This window comes from Pseudomonas pichavaramensis, from assembly GCF_050473265.1.
In the GTDB taxonomy this organism is placed as follows: Bacteria; Pseudomonadota; Gammaproteobacteria; order Pseudomonadales; family Pseudomonadaceae; genus Aquipseudomonas.
The window spans coordinates 95,894-113,387 of the sequence record NZ_JBJKFJ010000008.1; the positions used below are offsets into that span (position 1 = coordinate 95,894).

General features: G+C 62.7%; 13 protein-coding genes. 9 read left to right on the forward strand and 4 right to left on the reverse strand.

From position 1 onward, the window contains the following. Window positions 1-65: 65 nt before the first annotated feature. The gene (gene gbcA, locus ACJRW5_RS14665) at window positions 66-1,358 is read right to left on the reverse strand and encodes a glycine-betaine demethylase subunit GbcA (RefSeq protein WP_484571239.1); all 1,293 of its coding nucleotides are present in this window, start codon (window positions 1,356-1,358) and stop codon (window positions 66-68) included. Between the two features lie 315 nt (window positions 1,359-1,673). Between gbcA and gbcB the strand changes: the two genes are divergently transcribed. Beyond that, window positions 1,674-2,777: a glycine-betaine demethylase subunit GbcB gene (gbcB, locus tag ACJRW5_RS14670; RefSeq protein WP_484571240.1), complete on the forward strand. Its 1,104-nt coding sequence runs from the start codon at window positions 1,674-1,676 to the stop codon at window positions 2,775-2,777. Between the two features lie 157 nt (window positions 2,778-2,934). On the opposite strand, the gene ACJRW5_RS14675 is transcribed toward gbcB, so the two are convergent. Beyond that, window positions 2,935-3,975: a threonine aldolase family protein gene (locus ACJRW5_RS14675; RefSeq protein ID WP_484571241.1), complete on the reverse strand. Its 1,041-nt coding sequence runs from the start codon at window positions 3,973-3,975 to the stop codon at window positions 2,935-2,937. 231 nt (window positions 3,976-4,206) lie between these two features. Here ACJRW5_RS14675 and ACJRW5_RS14680 point away from each other — a divergent pair, with 231 nt between their 5' ends. The 8 genes from ACJRW5_RS14680 to fdhA all read left to right on the forward strand — a co-directional run bounded on the left by ACJRW5_RS14680 (window position 4,207) and on the right by fdhA (window position 14,147). Then, entirely contained in the window at window positions 4,207-4,506 is a 300-nt protein-coding gene (locus ACJRW5_RS14680; protein WP_484571242.1) for a hypothetical protein, read from the forward strand. A 695-nt stretch (window positions 4,507-5,201) separates the two neighbouring features. Then, entirely contained in the window at window positions 5,202-6,455 is a 1,254-nt protein-coding gene (glyA, locus tag ACJRW5_RS14685) for a serine hydroxymethyltransferase (RefSeq protein ID WP_484571243.1), read from the forward strand. A gap of 79 nt (window positions 6,456-6,534) precedes the next feature. Further along, window positions 6,535-7,785: a sarcosine oxidase subunit beta family protein gene (locus ACJRW5_RS14690; RefSeq protein WP_484571244.1), complete on the forward strand. Its 1,251-nt coding sequence runs from the start codon at window positions 6,535-6,537 to the stop codon at window positions 7,783-7,785. Window positions 7,786-7,840: 55 nt separating this feature from the next. Next, a complete protein-coding gene (locus ACJRW5_RS14695; protein ID WP_021445212.1) occupies window positions 7,841-8,167 on the forward strand; it encodes a sarcosine oxidase subunit delta in 327 nt (108 codons plus the stop codon). Further along, a complete protein-coding gene (locus ACJRW5_RS14700; RefSeq protein WP_484571245.1) occupies window positions 8,164-11,181 on the forward strand; it encodes a sarcosine oxidase subunit alpha in 3,018 nt (1,005 codons plus the stop codon). Before ACJRW5_RS14695 ends, ACJRW5_RS14700 begins: the two co-directional genes overlap by 4 nt. Continuing rightward, the gene (locus tag ACJRW5_RS14705) at window positions 11,174-11,803 is read left to right on the forward strand and encodes a sarcosine oxidase subunit gamma (RefSeq protein WP_484571246.1); all 630 of its coding nucleotides are present in this window, start codon (window positions 11,174-11,176) and stop codon (window positions 11,801-11,803) included. The genes ACJRW5_RS14700 and ACJRW5_RS14705 overlap by 8 nt, the downstream gene beginning before the upstream one ends. A gap of 133 nt (window positions 11,804-11,936) precedes the next feature. Next, window positions 11,937-12,800, forward strand: coding sequence for a formyltetrahydrofolate deformylase (purU, locus tag ACJRW5_RS14710; protein ID WP_484571247.1), 864 nt, complete (start codon window positions 11,937-11,939; stop codon window positions 12,798-12,800). A 147-nt stretch (window positions 12,801-12,947) separates the two neighbouring features. Next, window positions 12,948-14,147 carry a formaldehyde dehydrogenase, glutathione-independent gene (gene fdhA, locus ACJRW5_RS14715; RefSeq protein ID WP_484571248.1) on the forward strand — a complete coding sequence of 400 codons (1,200 nt, stop codon included), beginning with the start codon at window positions 12,948-12,950 and terminating at the stop codon, window positions 14,145-14,147. A gap of 135 nt (window positions 14,148-14,282) precedes the next feature. Here fdhA and aauR read toward each other — a convergent pair whose 3' ends face one another. Together aauR and ACJRW5_RS14725 are read right to left on the reverse strand one after the other, a co-directional pair. Beyond that, window positions 14,283-15,602, reverse strand: coding sequence for a two-component response regulator AauR (gene aauR / locus ACJRW5_RS14720; RefSeq protein WP_484571249.1), 1,320 nt, complete (start codon window positions 15,600-15,602; stop codon window positions 14,283-14,285). Further along, a complete protein-coding gene (locus tag ACJRW5_RS14725) occupies window positions 15,599-17,473 on the reverse strand; it encodes a sensor histidine kinase (RefSeq protein WP_484571250.1) in 1,875 nt (624 codons plus the stop codon). The genes aauR and ACJRW5_RS14725 overlap by 4 nt, the downstream gene beginning before the upstream one ends. Window positions 17,474-17,494: the final 21 nt, after the last annotated feature.

The window sequence follows — 17,494 nt, forward strand, 5'->3', positions numbered from 1 at the left end:
GTTCGGTCGACAGGCCAGCAGCCCGTAGGCTGTGAGCCCGATCAACAGTAGCAGGCTGAGCGTCATCACTCGCCCGCGACCTGGCGCAGAGTTTGCGCCGGGGTGTCGTCAAGGTTGTTGAGCATGCGCTCGCTGTACCAGTCGAGGAAGTTGATCACGCCGAACTCGTAGGTCTTGGAGTACGGGCCGGGCTGGTAGGCGGTGGAGTTGATGCCGCGCTGGTTCTCTTCGCCCAGACGGCGATCCTGGTCGTTGGTCGCATCCCAGACTTCGCGCAGGCGAGCCACGTCATAGTCGACGCCTTCTACGGCATCTTTGTGTACCAGCCACTTGGTGATGACGATCGACTCCTGGGCGCTGACCGGCCACACGGTGAAGTTGATCATGTGGTCGCCCATGCAGTGGTTCCACGAGTGCGGCAGGTGCAGGATGCGCATGGAGCCCAGGTCCGGATCGGTGATGCGGCCCATCAGCTTCTTGCAGCCTTGCTTGCCGTCCAGGGTCATGGATACGGTGCCCTTGAGCAGCGGCATGCGCACGATACGGTTGCGCAGCCCGAAGCTGGCGTGGGCGTACGGGATGTTGTCCTTGTCCCAGCGGGTGGTGCACTCGGCGACCTGGTCCTTGAACGCCTGGCTGGCGCGTGGGTCGGTAACGTCGTCCCATTCCAGCAGGGTGTTGAGCAGTTCCGGGTGCGAACCGTTGCAGTGGTAGCACTCGCGGTTGTTTTCCAGCACCAGCTTCCAGTTGGCTTGCTCACGCATGACGCTCTGCACGGCAACCTTGGTGTTCTCCATGTCGTACGGTTCCATGTAATGGGCCAGGGTGGCCAGGAACTCGTCGATGGCAGGCGGGTTTTCCGCCAGGGAGATGAAGATGAAGCCGCCAGAGGTTTTGCAGGCAACCGGCTTGAGGTTGTAGTCGGACAGTTTGAAGTCGGCGCCCATTTCGGTGCCGGCGAACAGCAGGCGGCCATCCAGCTCATAGGTCCACTGGTGGTACGGGCAGACCAGCTTGGCCACCTTGCCCTTGTCGGTCACGCACAGGCGCGAGCCGCGGTGGCGGCAGACGTTGTGGAAGGCATGAATCTGGTTGTCGTTACCACGGATGATGACGACCGGGTTGTCACCGATCTGCTGGGTGATGAAGTTCCCTTTGGCCGGGATCTCGCTGACCATGCCGGCGATGAGCCATTCCTTGAGGAAGATCTCCTGCATGTCGACCTGGAACAGGCGCTCATCGTTATAAAAGGGTTGAGGCAGCGAGAAGCTGTGGTCGCGCTCGTGCAGCATTTGGGCGGTGGCCTTGCGGACGGGCTCCAGCGGGTCGCCCAGGCTCAGGTTTTGGGTGCAGTCCATGATGACTCCTCAAGTGGCTGGTGCCTTGCACCTGCCGAAAATAGTGGCTGATACGGTATGTGCCGCAAGGTGTTGATAGACCGCTGCTGCCTGCTAAGGGCACGCATGCTTGGTGAGGCGGAGTGTGGAGCCGGGCAAAGGTGAATCCTTATCCATGGGCGACATGGCCGGATTTGTTTCCGACGCGCCAAACCCCGTGTATTGGGGCAGGTCGCGATAAGTATGCGGATGTCGCAGGTAGATAAATGACCTCCCTCGGCCTTTCGCACAATCCGCCCCAATTAGGCCGATGTCCGGCCATGTGGAGAGCCGTTCATGACCGCCAACGCCTTCCTCAATCCGGTTACTACTCAGACCTGGACCAATGGCCGCCACCTGGTGCGCTGCGTCAAGGTCATTCAGGAAACCTGGGATGTGCGCACCTTCTGTTTCATGGCAGACCTGCCGGTGCTGTTCTTCTTCAAACCCGGGCAGTTCGTGACCCTGGAGCTGGAGATCGACGGGCAGCCGATCATGCGCTCGTACACCATTTCCAGCTCGCCTTCGGTGCCTTATAGCTTCTCCATCACCATCAAGCGTGTGCCGGGTGGCAAGGTGTCGAACTGGTTGCACGACAACCTGAAGGAAGGCGACGAGGTACCGGTGCATGGTCCTGTCGGGCTGTTCAATGCCATCGACTTCCCGGCCGACAAGGTGCTGTTCTTGTCGGGGGGCGTCGGCATCACGCCTGTGATGTCGATGGCGCGCTGGTTTTACGACACCAATGCCAACGTCGATATGGTGTTCGTACATAGCGCGCGTTCGCCGAAGGACATCATCTACCAGCGCGAGCTGGAGCACATGGCGGCGCGCATCAACAACTTCAGCCTGCATGTGATTTGCGAAAAGCACGGTCTGGGCGAGTCCTGGGCGGGCTATCGCGGCTACCTGAACAAGCCGATGCTGGAGCTGATGGCGCCCGACTACCTTGAGCGGGAAATCTTCTGCTGTGGCCCGACGCCTTACATGAGTGCGGTCAAGCGCTTGCTGGAAGCGGCCGGCTACGACATGAGCCGTTACCACGAAGAGGCGTTCGGCCCGACACCGCCGGAGATTCGTGCCGAGGTCAAGGAGCTCGCCGCCGAAGCCGCCGAGGCGCCGGAAGTTCCGGTTGGTGATCTGCACCAGGTCGAGTTCACCAGCACTGGCAAGAGCATCCGCGTGGCCCCGGGTGAGACGGTGCATGCGGCGGCTGCCAAGCTCGGCCTGCATATTCCCAAAGCTTGCGGTATGGGGATTTGCGGCACCTGCAAGGTCATGAAGACCTCCGGTGACGTAGACATGGAGCACAACGGCGGTATCACCGACGAGGACGTGGCCGAAGGCTACATCCTGTCGTGCTGCAGTGTGCCGAAAGGCGACGTGGCGATCGATTACTGATCGATCGCCGCGAGGTTGTAGCCCGGATGAAATCCGGGGATGGCAGGATGCATTTATTAGGTCGAATGCAATCCGGGGGAGGTCGATAGATTTTCCCGGACTGCATCCGGGCTATATTCTGCATAACAAGAAGCCCCGTATGGGGCTTCTGTCGTTTTCAGGCGCTCATCACTTCGCGGATATCGGCGGCCAGTTGGCGTACGCGGGCTTCGTCGGTGTCCCAGCTGCACATGAAGCGTGCGCCGCCGGCGCCGATGAAGGTGTAGAAGCGCCAGCCGCGGGTGGTCAGGGCGGCGATGGCCGGCTCCGACAATTGCAGAAACACGCCGTTGGCTTCCACTGGGAACATCAGGCTGACGCCCGGTACGTCGGCGACCAGTGTGGCCAGCAGTTGCGCGCAGCGGTTGGCATGGTTGGCGTACTTCAGCCAGGCGTCGTCCTGCAGGATGCCGACCCAGGGCGCGGACAGGTAGCGCATCTTCGAGGCCAGCTGACCGGCCTGCTTGCAGCGGTAGTCGAAGTCCTCGGCCAGTGCCTTGTCGAAGAAGATGATGGCTTCGCCGACGGCCATGCCGTTCTTGGTGCCGCCGAAGCACAGTACGTCGACGCCGGCCTTCCAGGTCAGCTCGGCCGGGCTGCAGCCCAGAAACGCGCAGGCGTTGGAGAAGCGCGCGCCGTCCATGTGCAGGTGCAGGCCGAGCTCCTCGCAAATCTGGCTGATGGCGCGGACTTCCTCGGGGCGGTAGACGGTGCCGACCTCGGTGGCCTGAGTCAGGGTCACGACTCGGGGTTTCGGGTAATGAATGTCCTGGCGCTTGAGTGCCACGTCGCGAATCGCCTGCGGCGTCAGCTTGCCACTCTCGGTTCTGGCCAGCAGCAGCTTGGAGCCGTTGGAGAAAAATTCCGGCGCGCCGCATTCGTCGGTTTCCACGTGCGCCGTCTCGGAGCAGATCACGCTGTGATAGCTCTGGCACAACGACGCCAGGGCCAGCGAATTGGCCGCCGTGCCATTGAAAGCGAAGAACACTTCGCAGTCGGTTTCGAACAGGCGGCGAAAGTGGTCGGCCGCGCGGGCTGTCCACTCGTCGTCGCCGTAGGCGCGCTGATGGCCCTGGTTGGCTTCGGCCATGGCGGCCCAGGCTTCCGGGCAGATGCCGGAGTAGTTGTCGCTGGCAAATTGCTGGGCATTTTCGGGCATTGACGGGTCCTTCTGAGAAGCGGGCTGGCGGAGTCGCCAGCAAAACGTAACTGTACCGCGCAAGCTGGCTGATACGGGTCCGACGCCGCGACGACTTGTTGTATCGATGCGTACTGCTGAGTCGAATTCCGGCTTGCCATTCAGCGCGGGCGGGGAACTCCGCGGCATGGATGCGGCTCCCAGCCTAGAGGGCGGCATTCGGTTCGCTCAAATCAAGAGAAGGAGTTGCACATGACGTATCGTCACCTGCTCGCCATCGCTCTGCCTTTGGTCGTAGCCGTACCGGCCTCCGCTGCGCAGTGGTCCGATAACGCCAAGACCGAGTTTGTTCAGCAGTGCATCGCTGGTGCTCCGGCAGGCTACGAGGAGCCGCAGTTGCGTGCCTATTGCGAGTGCGCGGCAACCAAGGTCAGCCAGGAGTTCAGCGAGGCCGAGTTGCAGGCCATGAGTCGCCAGTCACCGCCTGATCAGGCCATGCAGCAGCGCCTGGTGAATGCATCCAGCAGTTGCAGCAGCAAGCTCAAGTCCTGATGGGTGATTGAGCAAATAGCAGGCGCCTGAGCCGGAGCCTTGCGGGCTCTGGCTTTGCGCCAACTATTCACAGGTAGACCACAGCGGTGCTCACAGTATTTGTGCACAAGCCAAGCCTATCTATCTGATTCTGTTCATATTTTGTTCTTTCCTCCGGAGGCCGCGCCGGTGCTGGGCTGGGGCGCTGGCCGAACAGTCTATGCACAGCGTCATCCACAGCATCTGTGCATATCCCAGGCTTCTTGCTGGCGGCCGTCGATGTCGCGAGTGGATAAGCCTGTCCGTTCGTCTGCTTGTACGGATATCGAACATTTTCCGCAAAGCCATGGCTGCTGGGCCTCGGCGTCGAATGCCTACAGCTTGTCCACAGGCTGTTGCACAGCTTCTGTGAATCATCCTTTTTATTAACTTATTGAAAATGCTCAATAAATGCTCTTGCTGGGCAAGCCCCCGGCGTATCGGCTCTGTGGCCTTTCATGCACGTTTTATCCACCGTTTGATCCCCTGTTTCTGTGCGCAAGAACGGCCTCTGGGAAGGCGCATCTGATAGCGACAGAGGTATGTCGCAAACGAATGCTCTCACGGCGTTGGCAGGCATCTGATGGCGCAGGGCCGGCCCTACCATCGCTGCAAATGGGCCCACCAGCCCTCCCGTCCAAGAGACCGTGGCCAGTAAGCGCCGCAGGAGAAACGAGATGTTCAGCAAGCAGGACAAGATCCAGGGTTACGATGACGCGTTGCTCGCCGCTATCAATCAGGAAGAGCGCCGTCAGGAAGAGCACATCGAGCTGATCGCCTCGGAGAACTATTGCAGCCAGCGCGTGATGGAAGCGCAGGGCAGCGGTCTGACCAACAAGTACGCCGAAGGTTATCCGGGCAAGCGCTACTACGGCGGTTGCGAGTATGTCGACAAGGTCGAGCAACTGGCCATTGATCGCGCCAAGGAGCTGTTCGGTGCCGACTACGCCAACGTTCAGCCGCACTCCGGTTCCTCGGCCAACTCGGCGGTCTACCTGGCGCTGCTCAACGCGGGCGATACCATTCTGGGCATGAGCCTGGCTCACGGCGGTCACCTGACCCACGGCGCCAAGGTGTCGTCCTCGGGCAAGCTGTACAATGCTGTGCAGTACGGCCTGAATCCTGCCACTGGCCTGATCGACTACGACGAAGTCGAGCGTCTGGCTGTCGAGCACAAGCCGAAGATCATCGTGGCCGGCTTCTCCGCCTACTCCAAGACCCTGGACTTCCCGCGCTTCCGTGCCATCGCTGACAAGGTCGGTGCGCTGCTGTTCGTCGATATGGCGCACGTGGCCGGTCTGGTCGCCGCTGGCCTGTACCCGAACCCGATCCCGTTCGCCGATGTGGTCACCACCACCACCCACAAGACCCTGCGTGGTCCGCGTGGCGGCCTGATCCTGGCCAAGGCCAACGAAGAGATCGAGAAGAAACTCAACTCCGCTGTATTCCCGGGCGCGCAGGGTGGCCCGCTGATGCACGTGATCGCTGCCAAGGCGGTGTGCTTCAAGGAAGCCATGGAACCGGAATTCAAGGCCTATCAGCAGCAAGTGATCGACAACGCCCAGGCCATGGCCGCGGTATTCGTCGAGCGCGGTTACGAAGTCGTTTCCGGTGGTACCGACAACCACCTGTTCCTGCTCAGCCTGATCAAGCAGGGCCTGACCGGTAAGGAAGCCGATGCCGCCCTTGGCCGTGCCGGCATCACTGTGAACAAGAACGCTGTGCCTAACGACCCACAGTCGCCTTTCGTCACCTCCGGTATCCGTATCGGTACTCCGGCCGTGACCACGCGTGGCTTCAAAGTCGCGCAGTGTGAGGCACTGGCAGGCTGGATCTGCGACATCCTCGATCACCTGGGTGATGCCGATGTCGAGGCGCAGGTCGCCAAGCAAGTGGCCGCGCTGTGCGCCGACTATCCTGTGTATCGCTAAGTAGAGTCGACCCTCTTAAGCGGGCCGTCACAGCCCCTCTCCGTAACAGGAGAGGGGAGTAGAGCCCAGGAGCACCCTTATGCAACGTTATTCCGGCTTCGGCCTGTTCAAGCACTCGTTCAGCCATCATGAGAACTGGCAGCGCATGTGGCGCAATCCGACGCCCAAGCCGGTTTACGACGTAGTGATCGTCGGTGGTGGTGGTCATGGCCTGGCCACGGCCTACTATCTGGCCAAAGAATTCGGCGTGAAGAACGTCGCTGTGGTGGAGAAGGGCTGGCTCGGCGGCGGTAACACCGCGCGCAACACCACCATCGTGCGTTCCAACTATCTGTGGGACGAGTCCGCGCACCTGTACGAGCACGCGATGAAGCTGTGGGAAGGTCTGTCGCAGGACCTCAACTACAACGTCATGTTTTCCCAGCGCGGCGTGTTCAACCTCGGCCACACTTTGCAGGATATGCGCGACATCGAGCGCCGCGTCAGTGCCAACCGTCTCAACGGTATCGACGGTGAAGTGGTGGACGCCAAGCAGGTGGCGGAGATGATTCCGTACCTGGATTGCTCGAAGAACACCCGTTATCCGATTCTCGGTGCCTCGCTGCAGCGCCGCGGCGGCGTTGCCCGTCACGATGCCGTGGCCTGGGGCTTCGCTCGTGCCGCCGACGCCCTGGGCGTCGACCTGATCCAGCAGACCGAAGTGGTCGGTTTCCGCAAGGAAAACGGCGCCGTGATCGGTGTCGAGACCAGCAAGGGCTTCATCGGCGCCAAGCGCGTCGGCGTGGTCGCAGCCGGTAACTCCGGGCACCTGGCCAAGCTGGCGGGCTTCCGTCTGCCGCTGGAATCGCACCCGCTGCAGGCGCTGGTATCCGAGCCGATCAAGCCGATCATCGACACCGTGATCATGTCCAACGCCGTACACGGCTACATCAGCCAGTCGGACAAGGGCGACCTGGTCATCGGCGCCGGTATCGACGGCTACAACGGCTACGGCCAACGTGGTTCCTATCCGACCATCGAACACACCCTGCAGGCCATCGTCGAGATGTTCCCGGTGCTCTCGCGCGTGCGCATGAACCGCCAGTGGGGCGGCATCGTCGACACCACGCCAGACGCCTGCCCGATCATCGCCAAGACGCCAGTGAAGAACCTGTTCTTCAACTGCGGCTGGGGTACCGGCGGCTTCAAGGCCACTCCGGGCTCGGGCAACGTGTTCGCTGCCAGCCTGGCCAAGGGCGAGATGCATCCGCTGGCCAAGGCGTTCTCCATCGAGCGTTTCCACAATGGTGCGCTGATCGACGAACACGGCGCAGCCGGTGTGGCGCACTGATTATGGCGCCCTCTCTCGGTGAGAGAGGGCCGATGGTTTTCTGGAGGTACCGAGCATGTTGCATATCTTCTGCCCTCACTGTGGCGAACTGCGTTCCGAAGAAGAGTTTCACGCCGGCGGCCAGGCGCACATCGCCCGCCCGCTTGATCCGAACGCCTGCACCGACGAGGAGTGGGGCGAGTACCTGTTCTTCCGCGACAACCCGCGCGGCATTCACCACGAACTGTGGATTCACGCGGCGGGTTGCCGTCAGTACTTCAACGTCACCCGTCACACGGTGAGCTACGAGATTCTCGAAACCTACAAGATCGGCGAGCGCCCCAGCGTGACTGAGGCTTCGCTCGCCGCGAAAAAGGCCGTCGACCAAGGAGTAACGGCATGAGCCAGGTCAATCGTCTTTCCCAGGGTGGCCGCGTCGACCGCAGCAAGCCCCTGAACTTCACCTTCAACGGCCAGACCTACCAGGGTTATGCCGGTGATACCCTGGCTGCCGCGTTGCTGGCTAACGGCGTTGACGTCATTGGCCGCAGCTTCAAGTATTCCCGTCCGCGCGGCATCGTCGCCGCGGGTGCCGAAGAGCCCAATGCCGTGCTGCAGATCGGTTCCGCCGAAGCGGCGCAGATCCCCAACGTGCGGGCCACCCAGCAGGCGCTGTACCAGAACCTGAACGCTACCAGCACCAACGGCTGGCCGAGCGTCAACACCGACCTGATGGGCATTCTCGGCAAGGTCGGCGGTGGCATGATGCCGCCCGGTTTCTACTACAAGACCTTCATGTATCCGCAGAACCTGTGGCTGACCTACGAGAAATACATCCGTAAGGCCGCCGGTCTCGGCCGTTCGCCGAAGGAAAACGACCCGGACATCTACGATTACCTGAACCAGCATTGTGACGTGCTGGTGGTCGGCGCCGGCCCTGCCGGTCTGGCTGCAGCCCTGGCTGCCGGTCGCAGTGGTGCTCGGGTGATTCTCGCCGACGAACAGGAAGAGTTCGGCGGCAGTCTGCTCTCCACCCGCGAGATGCTCGATGACAAGCCGGCTGCCGATTGGGCTGCCAAGGCCATCGCTGAGCTCTCGAGCCTGCCGGAAGTGACCCTGCTGCCGCGTGCCACGGTCAACGGCTACCACGACCACAACTTCCTCACCATTCATCAGCGTCTTACCGACCACCTCGGCGAAGTCGCGCCCATGGGGCAGCCGCGTCAGCGCATGCATCGCGTGCGTGCTGGTCGTGTCGTGCTGGCCACCGGTGCCCACGAGCGTCCGCTGGTGTATGCCAACAACGACGTGCCCGGCAACATGCTGGCCGATGCCGTGTCGACCTATGTCCGTCGTTATGGCGTGGCGCCCGGTCAGAAGCTGGTGCTGTCGACCAACAACGATTACGCCTACCGCGTGGTACTGGACTGGCTCGATGCCGGTCGCCAGGTGGTTGCGGTGGCCGACGCCCGTAGCAATCCGCGTGGCAGCTGGGTCGAAGAAGCACGCCGTCGTGGTGTGCGCGTACTCACCGGCAGCGCCGTGGTTGAAGCGCGTGGTAGCAAGCGTGTCAGCGGTGCGCGCATCTGCGCCATCGATCTGGCCAAGCATAAAGTCACCAGCCCGGGCGAAGTGGTCGACTGTGACCTGATCGTCAGCTCCGGTGGCTACAGCCCGGTCGTGCACCTGGCATCGCACCTTGGCGGCCGTCCTGTCTGGCGTGAAGACATCCTGGCCTTCGTGCCGGGTGAAGGCTTCCAGAAGCGTCATTGCGCTGGCGCAGTCAACGGTGTGTTCGGTCTGGGCGACAGCCTCGCCGACGGTTTCGAAGCCGGTGCCAAGGCAGCCGCCGAAGTAGGCTTCAAGGCCGTGAGCGGCAGCGTGCCTAAGGCTGAGAAGCGTATCGAGGAAGCCACGGTCGCGCTGTTCCAGGTGCCGCACGACAAGGGCACCGCGCGTGCGCCGAAGCAGTTCGTCGATCAGCAGAACGACGTCACCGCTGCTGGTATCGAGCTGGCCACCCGTGAGGGCTTCGAGTCGGTCGAGCACGTCAAGCGCTACACCGCGCTGGGCTTCGGTACCGACCAGGGCAAGCTGGGCAACATCAACGGTCTGGCCATCGCGGCCCGTTCGATCGGCATCAGCATCACCGAAATGGGCACCACCATGTTCCGCCCGAACTACACCCCGGTGACCTTCGGCGCCATCGCCGGCCGTCACTGTGGCGAACTGTTCGAGCCCAAGCGCTACACCGCCATGCAGAAATGGCACCTGGAGAACGGCGCCGAGTTCGAGGACGTCGGCCAGTGGAAGCGTCCCTGGTACTTCCCCAAGAACGGCGAAGACATGCATGCCGCCGTGGCGCGCGAGTGCCTGGCCGTACGCAACGCGGTGGGCATCCTAGACGCTTCGACTCTGGGCAAGATCGACATCCAGGGCCCGGATGCGCGTGAGTTCCTCAACCGCGTCTACACCAACGCCTGGACCAAGCTGGACGTGGGCAAGGCCCGCTACGGCCTGATGTGCAAGGAAGACGGCATGGTCTTCGACGACGGCGTCACTGCCTGTCTGGCCGACAACCATTTCGTCATGACCACCACCACTGGCGGTGCCGGGCGTGTGATGGAGTGGCTGGAAATCTACCACCAGACCGAGTGGCCTGAGCTGAAGGTGTACTTCACCTCGGTTACCGACCACTGGGCGACCATGACCCTGTCCGGCCCCAACAGCCGCAAGCTGCTGGCCGAGGTCACGGACATCGATCTGGATAAAGACGCCTTCCCCTTCATGACCTGGAAGGAAGGCAAGGTCGGTGGTGTACCGGCTCGCGTGTTCCGCATCTCCTTCACCGGTGAGCTGAGCTACGAAGTCAACGTACAGGCCGACTATGCCCTGGGCGTGTGGGAGAAGATCGTCGAAGCCGGCAAGAAACACGGCCTGACGCCTTACGGCACCGAGACCATGCACGTGCTGCGTGCCGAGAAGGGCTTCATCATCGTGGGTCAGGATACCGATGGTTCGGTCACTCCGGACGACCTGGGCATGGGCTGGTGCGTGGGTCGCACCAAACCGTTCTCCTGGATCGGCTGGCGCGGTATGAACCGTGAGGACTGCCTGAAGGAAAACCGCAAGCAACTGATCGGCCTCAAGCCGCTGGACCCGAACAAGGTTCTGCCGGAAGGCGCGCAGTTGGTGTTCGATCCCAAGCAGTCGATCCCGATGACCATGGTCGGTCACGTCACCTCCAGCTACATGAGTTCGGCCATGGGTTACAGCTTCGCCATGGCACTGGTCAGGGGTGGCCTGTCGCGTATCGGTGAGCGTGTATTCGCGCCGCTGGTCGATGGCAGCGTGATTGAAGCCGAAATCGTAAGCCCCGTGTTCTATGACCCGAAAGGGGATCGCCAGCATGTCTAACATCAATGTTTATCAGCAACGCCCTGCGGACATCGCCGGGCAATCGCCCCTGCACCACGCCGGCCTGCCCGAGCTGGTCGGCAAGGGTCGTAAAGGCGCTGGGGTGACCCTGCGTGAGAAGAAGCTGCTCGGCCATCTGGTGCTGCGCGGCGACGCTGACGATGCCAACTTCGCTGGCGGTGTGCACAAGGCACTGGGCCTGGAGTTGCCGGTGGCGCTTACTCTGGTTGCCGACGGCGATACCTCGCTGCAGTGGCTGGGCCCGGACGAATGGCTGCTGATCGTACCCGGTGGTACCGAGTTCGAGGTCGAGGGCAAGCTGCGTGAGGCCCTGGCCGGTCAGCACATCTCGGTGGTCAACGTCAGCGGTGGTCAGACCCTGCTGGAGCTGTCCGGGCCGAAAGTGCGCGAGCTGCTGATGAAGTCCACGTCTTATGACGTGCACCCGAGCAACTTCCCGGTAGGCAAGGCAGTCGGCACTGTATTCGCCAAGTCGCAACTGGTGATTCGCCACACTGGCGAAGACACCTGGGAGCTGCTGGTTCGCCGCAGCTTCTCCGACTACTTCTGGCTGTGGCTGCAGGATGCCAGTGCCGAGTACGGGTTGGCGGTCGAGGCCTGAGGCTGACACGAACGGCTCCCTCTGGGGAGACGGGAAGGGCAGACCGTGTTGACTCGGACAGCCCTCTCCCTCGGCCCCTCTCCCATGAATGGGAGAGGGGTGAACAGCAACGGAGTTTGTCTCGGAGTCTATTATGAGCCGCACCCCCGATACCTGGATTCTCACGGCCCACTGCCCGAGCGTGCTCGGCACCGTGGATGCGGTTACCCGCTTTCTCGTCGAGCAGCGTTGCTACGTCACCGAGCATCACAGTTTCGATGACCGACTCTCGTCGCGCTTCTTCATTCGTGTCGAGTTCCGTCAGCCCGAAGGGTTTGACGAACAGGCCTTTCGCTCCGGCCTCGCCGAGCGTCTGTCGCCATTCGACATGCAGGTCGAGCTGACCCCGCCAGGCTATCGCGCCAAGGTCGTGCTGATGGTCTCCAAGGCGGACCACTGCCTGAACGACCTGCTCTATCGTCAGCGTATTGGCCAACTGGCCATGGATGTTGTGGCAGTGGTGTCCAATCACCCTGATCTGGAACCTCTGGCACGCTGGCACGGTATTCCCTATCACCACTTCCCGCTGGATCCGGCCGACAAGCCCGCGCAAGAGCGTCGCGTGCTGCAGGTGATCGAGGATACCGGCGCCGAACTGGTGGTGCTCGCGCGCTACATGCAGGTGCTGTCGCCCGAGTTGTGCAAGAAACTCGACGGCTGGGCGATCAATATCCATCACTCGCTGCTGCCCGGTTTCAAGGGCGCCAAACCCTACCATCAGGCGTATCAGAAGGGCGTCAAGCTGGTTGGTGCCACGGCGCACTACATCAACAACGATCTCGATGAGGGGCCGATCATCACCCAGGGTGTGGAGGCGGTGGATCATGCCCACTACCCCGAAGATCTGATCGCCAAAGGGCGGGACATCGAGTGTCTGACCCTGGCGCGCGCTGTCGGTTATCACATCGACCGTCGCGTGTTCCTCAACGCCAACCGTACGGTGGTGCTCAACGCTTGAAACCTACCCGAACGACCTTCGGGACAATTTCTTTCATCGCTCTGCCAGTGTTGTCGGCGGTGAATGGCAACAGACGAAAAGCTCCAGTGCAAGACCGCGTGGTCGTCGGCCGCGCCTTGTGTCCACAAAAAGAAAGGAGAGTTACGCATGTCTGGTAATCGTGGTGTTGTATATCTCGGTGCGGGCAAAGTCGAAGTACAGAAGATCGACTACCCGAAAATGCAGGACCCGCGCGGCAAGAAGATCGAGCACGGTGTCATCCTGAAAGTGGTATCCACCAACATCTGCGGCTCGGACCAGCACATGGTTCGTGGTCGCACCACCGCGCAGGTTGGCCTGGTTCTGGGTCACGAGATCACCGGTGAAATCGTCGAGAAGGGTTCCGACGTCGAGCGTATGCAGATCGGCGACCTGGTTTCCGTTCCGTTCAACGTCGCTTGCGGTCGCTGCCGTTCCTGCAAGGAGCAGCACACCGGCGTCTGCCTGACCGTCAACCCGGCACGTGCCGGCGGTGCCTACGGCTACGTCGACATGGGCGACTGGACCGGTGGCCAGGCCGAGTACGTGATGGTTCCGTACGCCGACTTCAACCTGCTGAAACTGCCGGACCGCGACAAGGCCATGGAGAAGATCCGTGACCTGACCTGCCTGTCCGACATCCTGCCGACCGGCTACCACGGCGCTGTGACTGCTGGCGTTGGCCCAGGCAGCACCGTATACGTTGCCGGCGCTGGCCCGGTTGGTCTGGCTGCTGCTGCTTCGGCCCGCCTGCTGGGCGCTGCCGTGGTCATCGTCGGTGACCTGAACCCGGCTCGTCTGGCTCACGCCAAGGCCCAGGGCTTCGAAATCGCCGACCTGTCCAAGGACACCCCGCTGCACGAGCAGATCGCTGACCTGCTGGGCGAGCCGGAAGTGGATTGCGCCATCGACTGCGTAGGCTTCGAAGCCCGTGGCCATGGTCACGAAGGTGCCAAGCACGAAGCGCCGGCTACCGTTCTCAACTCGCTGATGCAGGTAACCCGCGTGGCCGGCAACATCGGTATTCCGGGCCTGTACGTGACCGAAGATCCGGGCGCTGTCGACGCCGCTGCCAAGATGGGCGCGCTGAGCATTCGCTTCGGTCTGGGCTGGGCCAAGTCGCACAGCTTCCACACCGGTCAGACCCCGACCATGAAGTACAACCGTCAGCTGATGCAGGCCATCATGTGGGACCGCATCAACATCGCTGAAGTGGTGGGCGTACAGGTGATCAGCCTGGATGACGCGCCGCGCGGTTATGGCGAATTCGACGCTGGTGCGCCGAAAAAATTCGTCATCGACCCGCACAAGACCTTCAGCGCAGCCTGAGTTTCACGGCCCTGGGCGCATTGGTCCGCGCCTTTCTTCGGGAGCCTTCGGGCTCCCTTTTTCTGTTGTAGGACACCAAGTGCACTCTGCGCTTCGGTATGGCGCTATCTGGCCCGTTCGTGGCCGAAGCCGCTCCTACAGTCCGTACTTCTTGACCTTGTCGAACAGCGTGGTCTTGGCCATGCCGAGGGTCTGTGCTGCCTGGCTGAGATTGCCAGCATGGCGCTCCAGCGCGGCGCTGAGCAGGCTGCGCTCGAAGGCTTCCACCGCTTCGTTGAAACCCAGCGTGTTGGTGTCGGCCTGCCCACTCTTCTTGAACACCGGCAAACCCAGGGCGAAGCGTTCGGCGACATTGCGCAGTTCGCGCACGTTGCCGGGCCAGTCATGTGCGGTTAGCGCAGCCAGGGTCTGACGGTCGAGTTCCGGCACGGCGCGGTCGAAACGCAGGGTCGCCAGTTGCAGGAAGTGCTCGAAGAGCAGGGCGATGTCTTCGCGGCGCTCGCGCAGCGGTGGCAACTCCAGGGTCACCACGTTCAGCCGGTAGTACAGGTCGCTACGGAACTCGCCACGCTTGCCCAGCTCATCCAGATCGGACTTGGTCGCGGCGATCACCCGGCAGTCGACCGCTACCGACTGGTTCGAGCCGAGGCGCTCCAGGCTGTGTTCCTGCAATACGCGCAGCAACTTGATCTGCAGGTTGATCGGCATGCTCTCGATTTCATCGAGGAACAGGCTGCCGCCGTTGGCGTGCTCGATCTTGCCGATGCGGCGTTTGCCGGCGCCGGTAAAGGCATGCGCCTCGTGGCCGAATATCTCGCTCTCGAACAGGCTTTCCGGCAGGCCGCCGCAGTTGAGCGCGACGAACTGCTTGCCCTGCCGCCTGCTGAAGTCGTGCAGGCAGCGCGCGACCAGTTCCTTGCCGGTGCCGGTCTCGCCCTCGATCAGTACGTTGGCGTTGGTATCGGCGACGTTGGCGATCAGCTCGCGTAACTGCTGCATGGCAGGCGAGCGGCCGATGATGCGTTGTTCCAGCGCCTGGCGCCCGGCCAGTTGCCGCCGCAAGGCGCTGACCTCGCGGGCCAGGGCGCGTTGTTCCAGGGCGCGGCGGGCTACGTCGACCAGGCGTTCGGGGGAGAAGGGTTTTTCCATGAAATCATAGGCGCCGTTGCGCATTGCCCCCACGGCCATGCCGATGTCGCCGTGGCCGGTGATCAGCACCACCGGCAGGCTGGCGTCGCGCTGCTTGAGGCGGGTCAGCAGCTCCAGGCCATCGATGCCGGGCAGGCGGATATCGCTGACGACGATGCCGGCGAAATCGGCGTCGACCTGCGCCAGCGCTTCCTCGGCGCTGCTCACGCCGATGCTGGGAATGTCTTCCAGGGCCAGGGCCTGCTGGCAGCCGAGTAGCACATGGGGGTCGTCTTCGACGATCAGGACGGTGAGGCTGTCGCTCATGCTTGTGGCTCTCGCGGATAGGGCAGGCTGAGGATGAAGGCGGTACCGCCCTCTGCCGGGTGGCGCACGGTAAGGCTGCCGCCCGCGGCGGCGGCGAGACTGGCGGAGAGGGTAAGGCCGAGTCCCAGGCCCTGTTCACCCGGTTTGGTGGTGAAGAACGGCTCGAACAGATGGGCGCGGGTTTCCGGCGCGATGCCGGGGCCGTTGTCGCGGATTTCCAGCTGATAGTGCTCGGTTTCGGCGTTGCCGCTCAGCCAGATCTGCCGGTCGGCCTGTGGTTGCAGTGCATCGAGCGCGTTGCTGATCAGGTTGACCAGAATCTGCTCCAGACGAATCTGCTCGATGGCCAGGCGGGTGTCGGCGAAGTCCTGATGTATCTGCAGTCGCGTACGTTGCAGGCGCGGGTGCAACAGCAGCAGGGCGGCGTCTACGGCCTGCTGCAGCGAGGCTTCACCCTGGTCGCCGGCGCGGCGGGCGAAGGCGCGCAGGCTGGCGGTGATCTTGCCCATACGGTCGACCAGTTCGGCAATGTTCTGCAGGTTGCTGCTGGCGACATCCAGGGCACCGCGCTGGAGAAAACGCACCGTATTGCCCGACAGGGTGCGCAAGGCGGCCAATGGCTGGTTGAGCTCGTGGGCGATGCTGGTGGACATCTGCCCGATCACCGCCAGTTTGCCAGCCTGGACCAGTTCGTCCTGGGCTTGGCGCAGGGTGGTTTCGGCCTGCTCGCGCTCGCTCACTTCCGCCAGCAGGCGTGCATTGCTGGCCTGCAGGTCGGCGGTGCGTTCGGTGATCTTGCGTTCCAGTTCGTCGTTGGCCGCCTGCAATGCCTCGCGTGCCGCCAGGCGGGTGGCGATGACCTTGCGCCGTTCGTTCCAGGCAATCAGCAGAAAGGCCAGCAAGGCGCAGGCCACTGCAGCCAGCAGGGCAATCAGCAACGCCGCGCTGCGTTGCTCCTGCAGTGGGCTGAGCAGCGTCAGGTGCCAGGGAGTATCGACCAGCGGGCGGGTCTGCAGCAGGTAGCGGGTGGTGGCGCCGTCATTGTCGAAGCTGACCTGTTCCAGGCCGGCGCCCAGCGCTTCACGCCCGGCGAACTGCAGCTCCTCCAGTGCCGCCCAGTGATATTGCAGGCTGCGCGCCAGGCGCTCGCGGCTGGCGTCGTCCAGCGGCTGCACGGCCTTGAGGCGGCGTTCGGGCGTGCTGGAGAGAATGATGATGCCGTTCTCGTCGCTGACGTAGGCCTCCAGGTGGGCGCGCTGCCAGCGTTCCTCGAGGGTACCCAGGCGCACCTTGACTACCGCCACGCCGATCACCTTGCCGTCTTCACGCAGCCCGTGCGACAGGTAATAGCCCGCCTCGCCGGTGGTGCTGCCGATACCGTAGAAGCGGCCGGGATTGCCTTGCACGGCCTCCTGGTAATAAGCACGGAACGACAAGTCCTCGCCCAGATAGCTGTCGGCGCGGTCCCAGTTGCTGGTGGCGATGACCCGCCCGTCGAGGTCGAGCACATAGATGGCCAGACTGCCGCTGCGCTGGTTCAGGCCTGCCAGGTACTGGTTGACGTGATGACGGCGGTAGGCAGTGGGAGCCTGCAACAGGCGCGAAACGTTGCCTTCCAGCTCCAGCAGGCTGGGCAGGTAGGTGTACTTGGTAATCTCGCTTTCCACTGCACGGGCATTGAGCTCGAGCTGACGTTCGCCATTTTCGGCCAGCGTCTGAATGCCGCTGCGGTCACTCAGCAGGTAGGCGGCGTAGCCGCAGCCAAGCACCAGCAAGAGGAGCAGGCTGGCCAGCGAGAGATAGCGAAGCAGGCGTGGGTTCACGGTCAGGGCGTGCGGCATAGCGCGAGGACTGGCGGCGGGGTATTGCATCACAGTCCTCCCCGGCTGGGT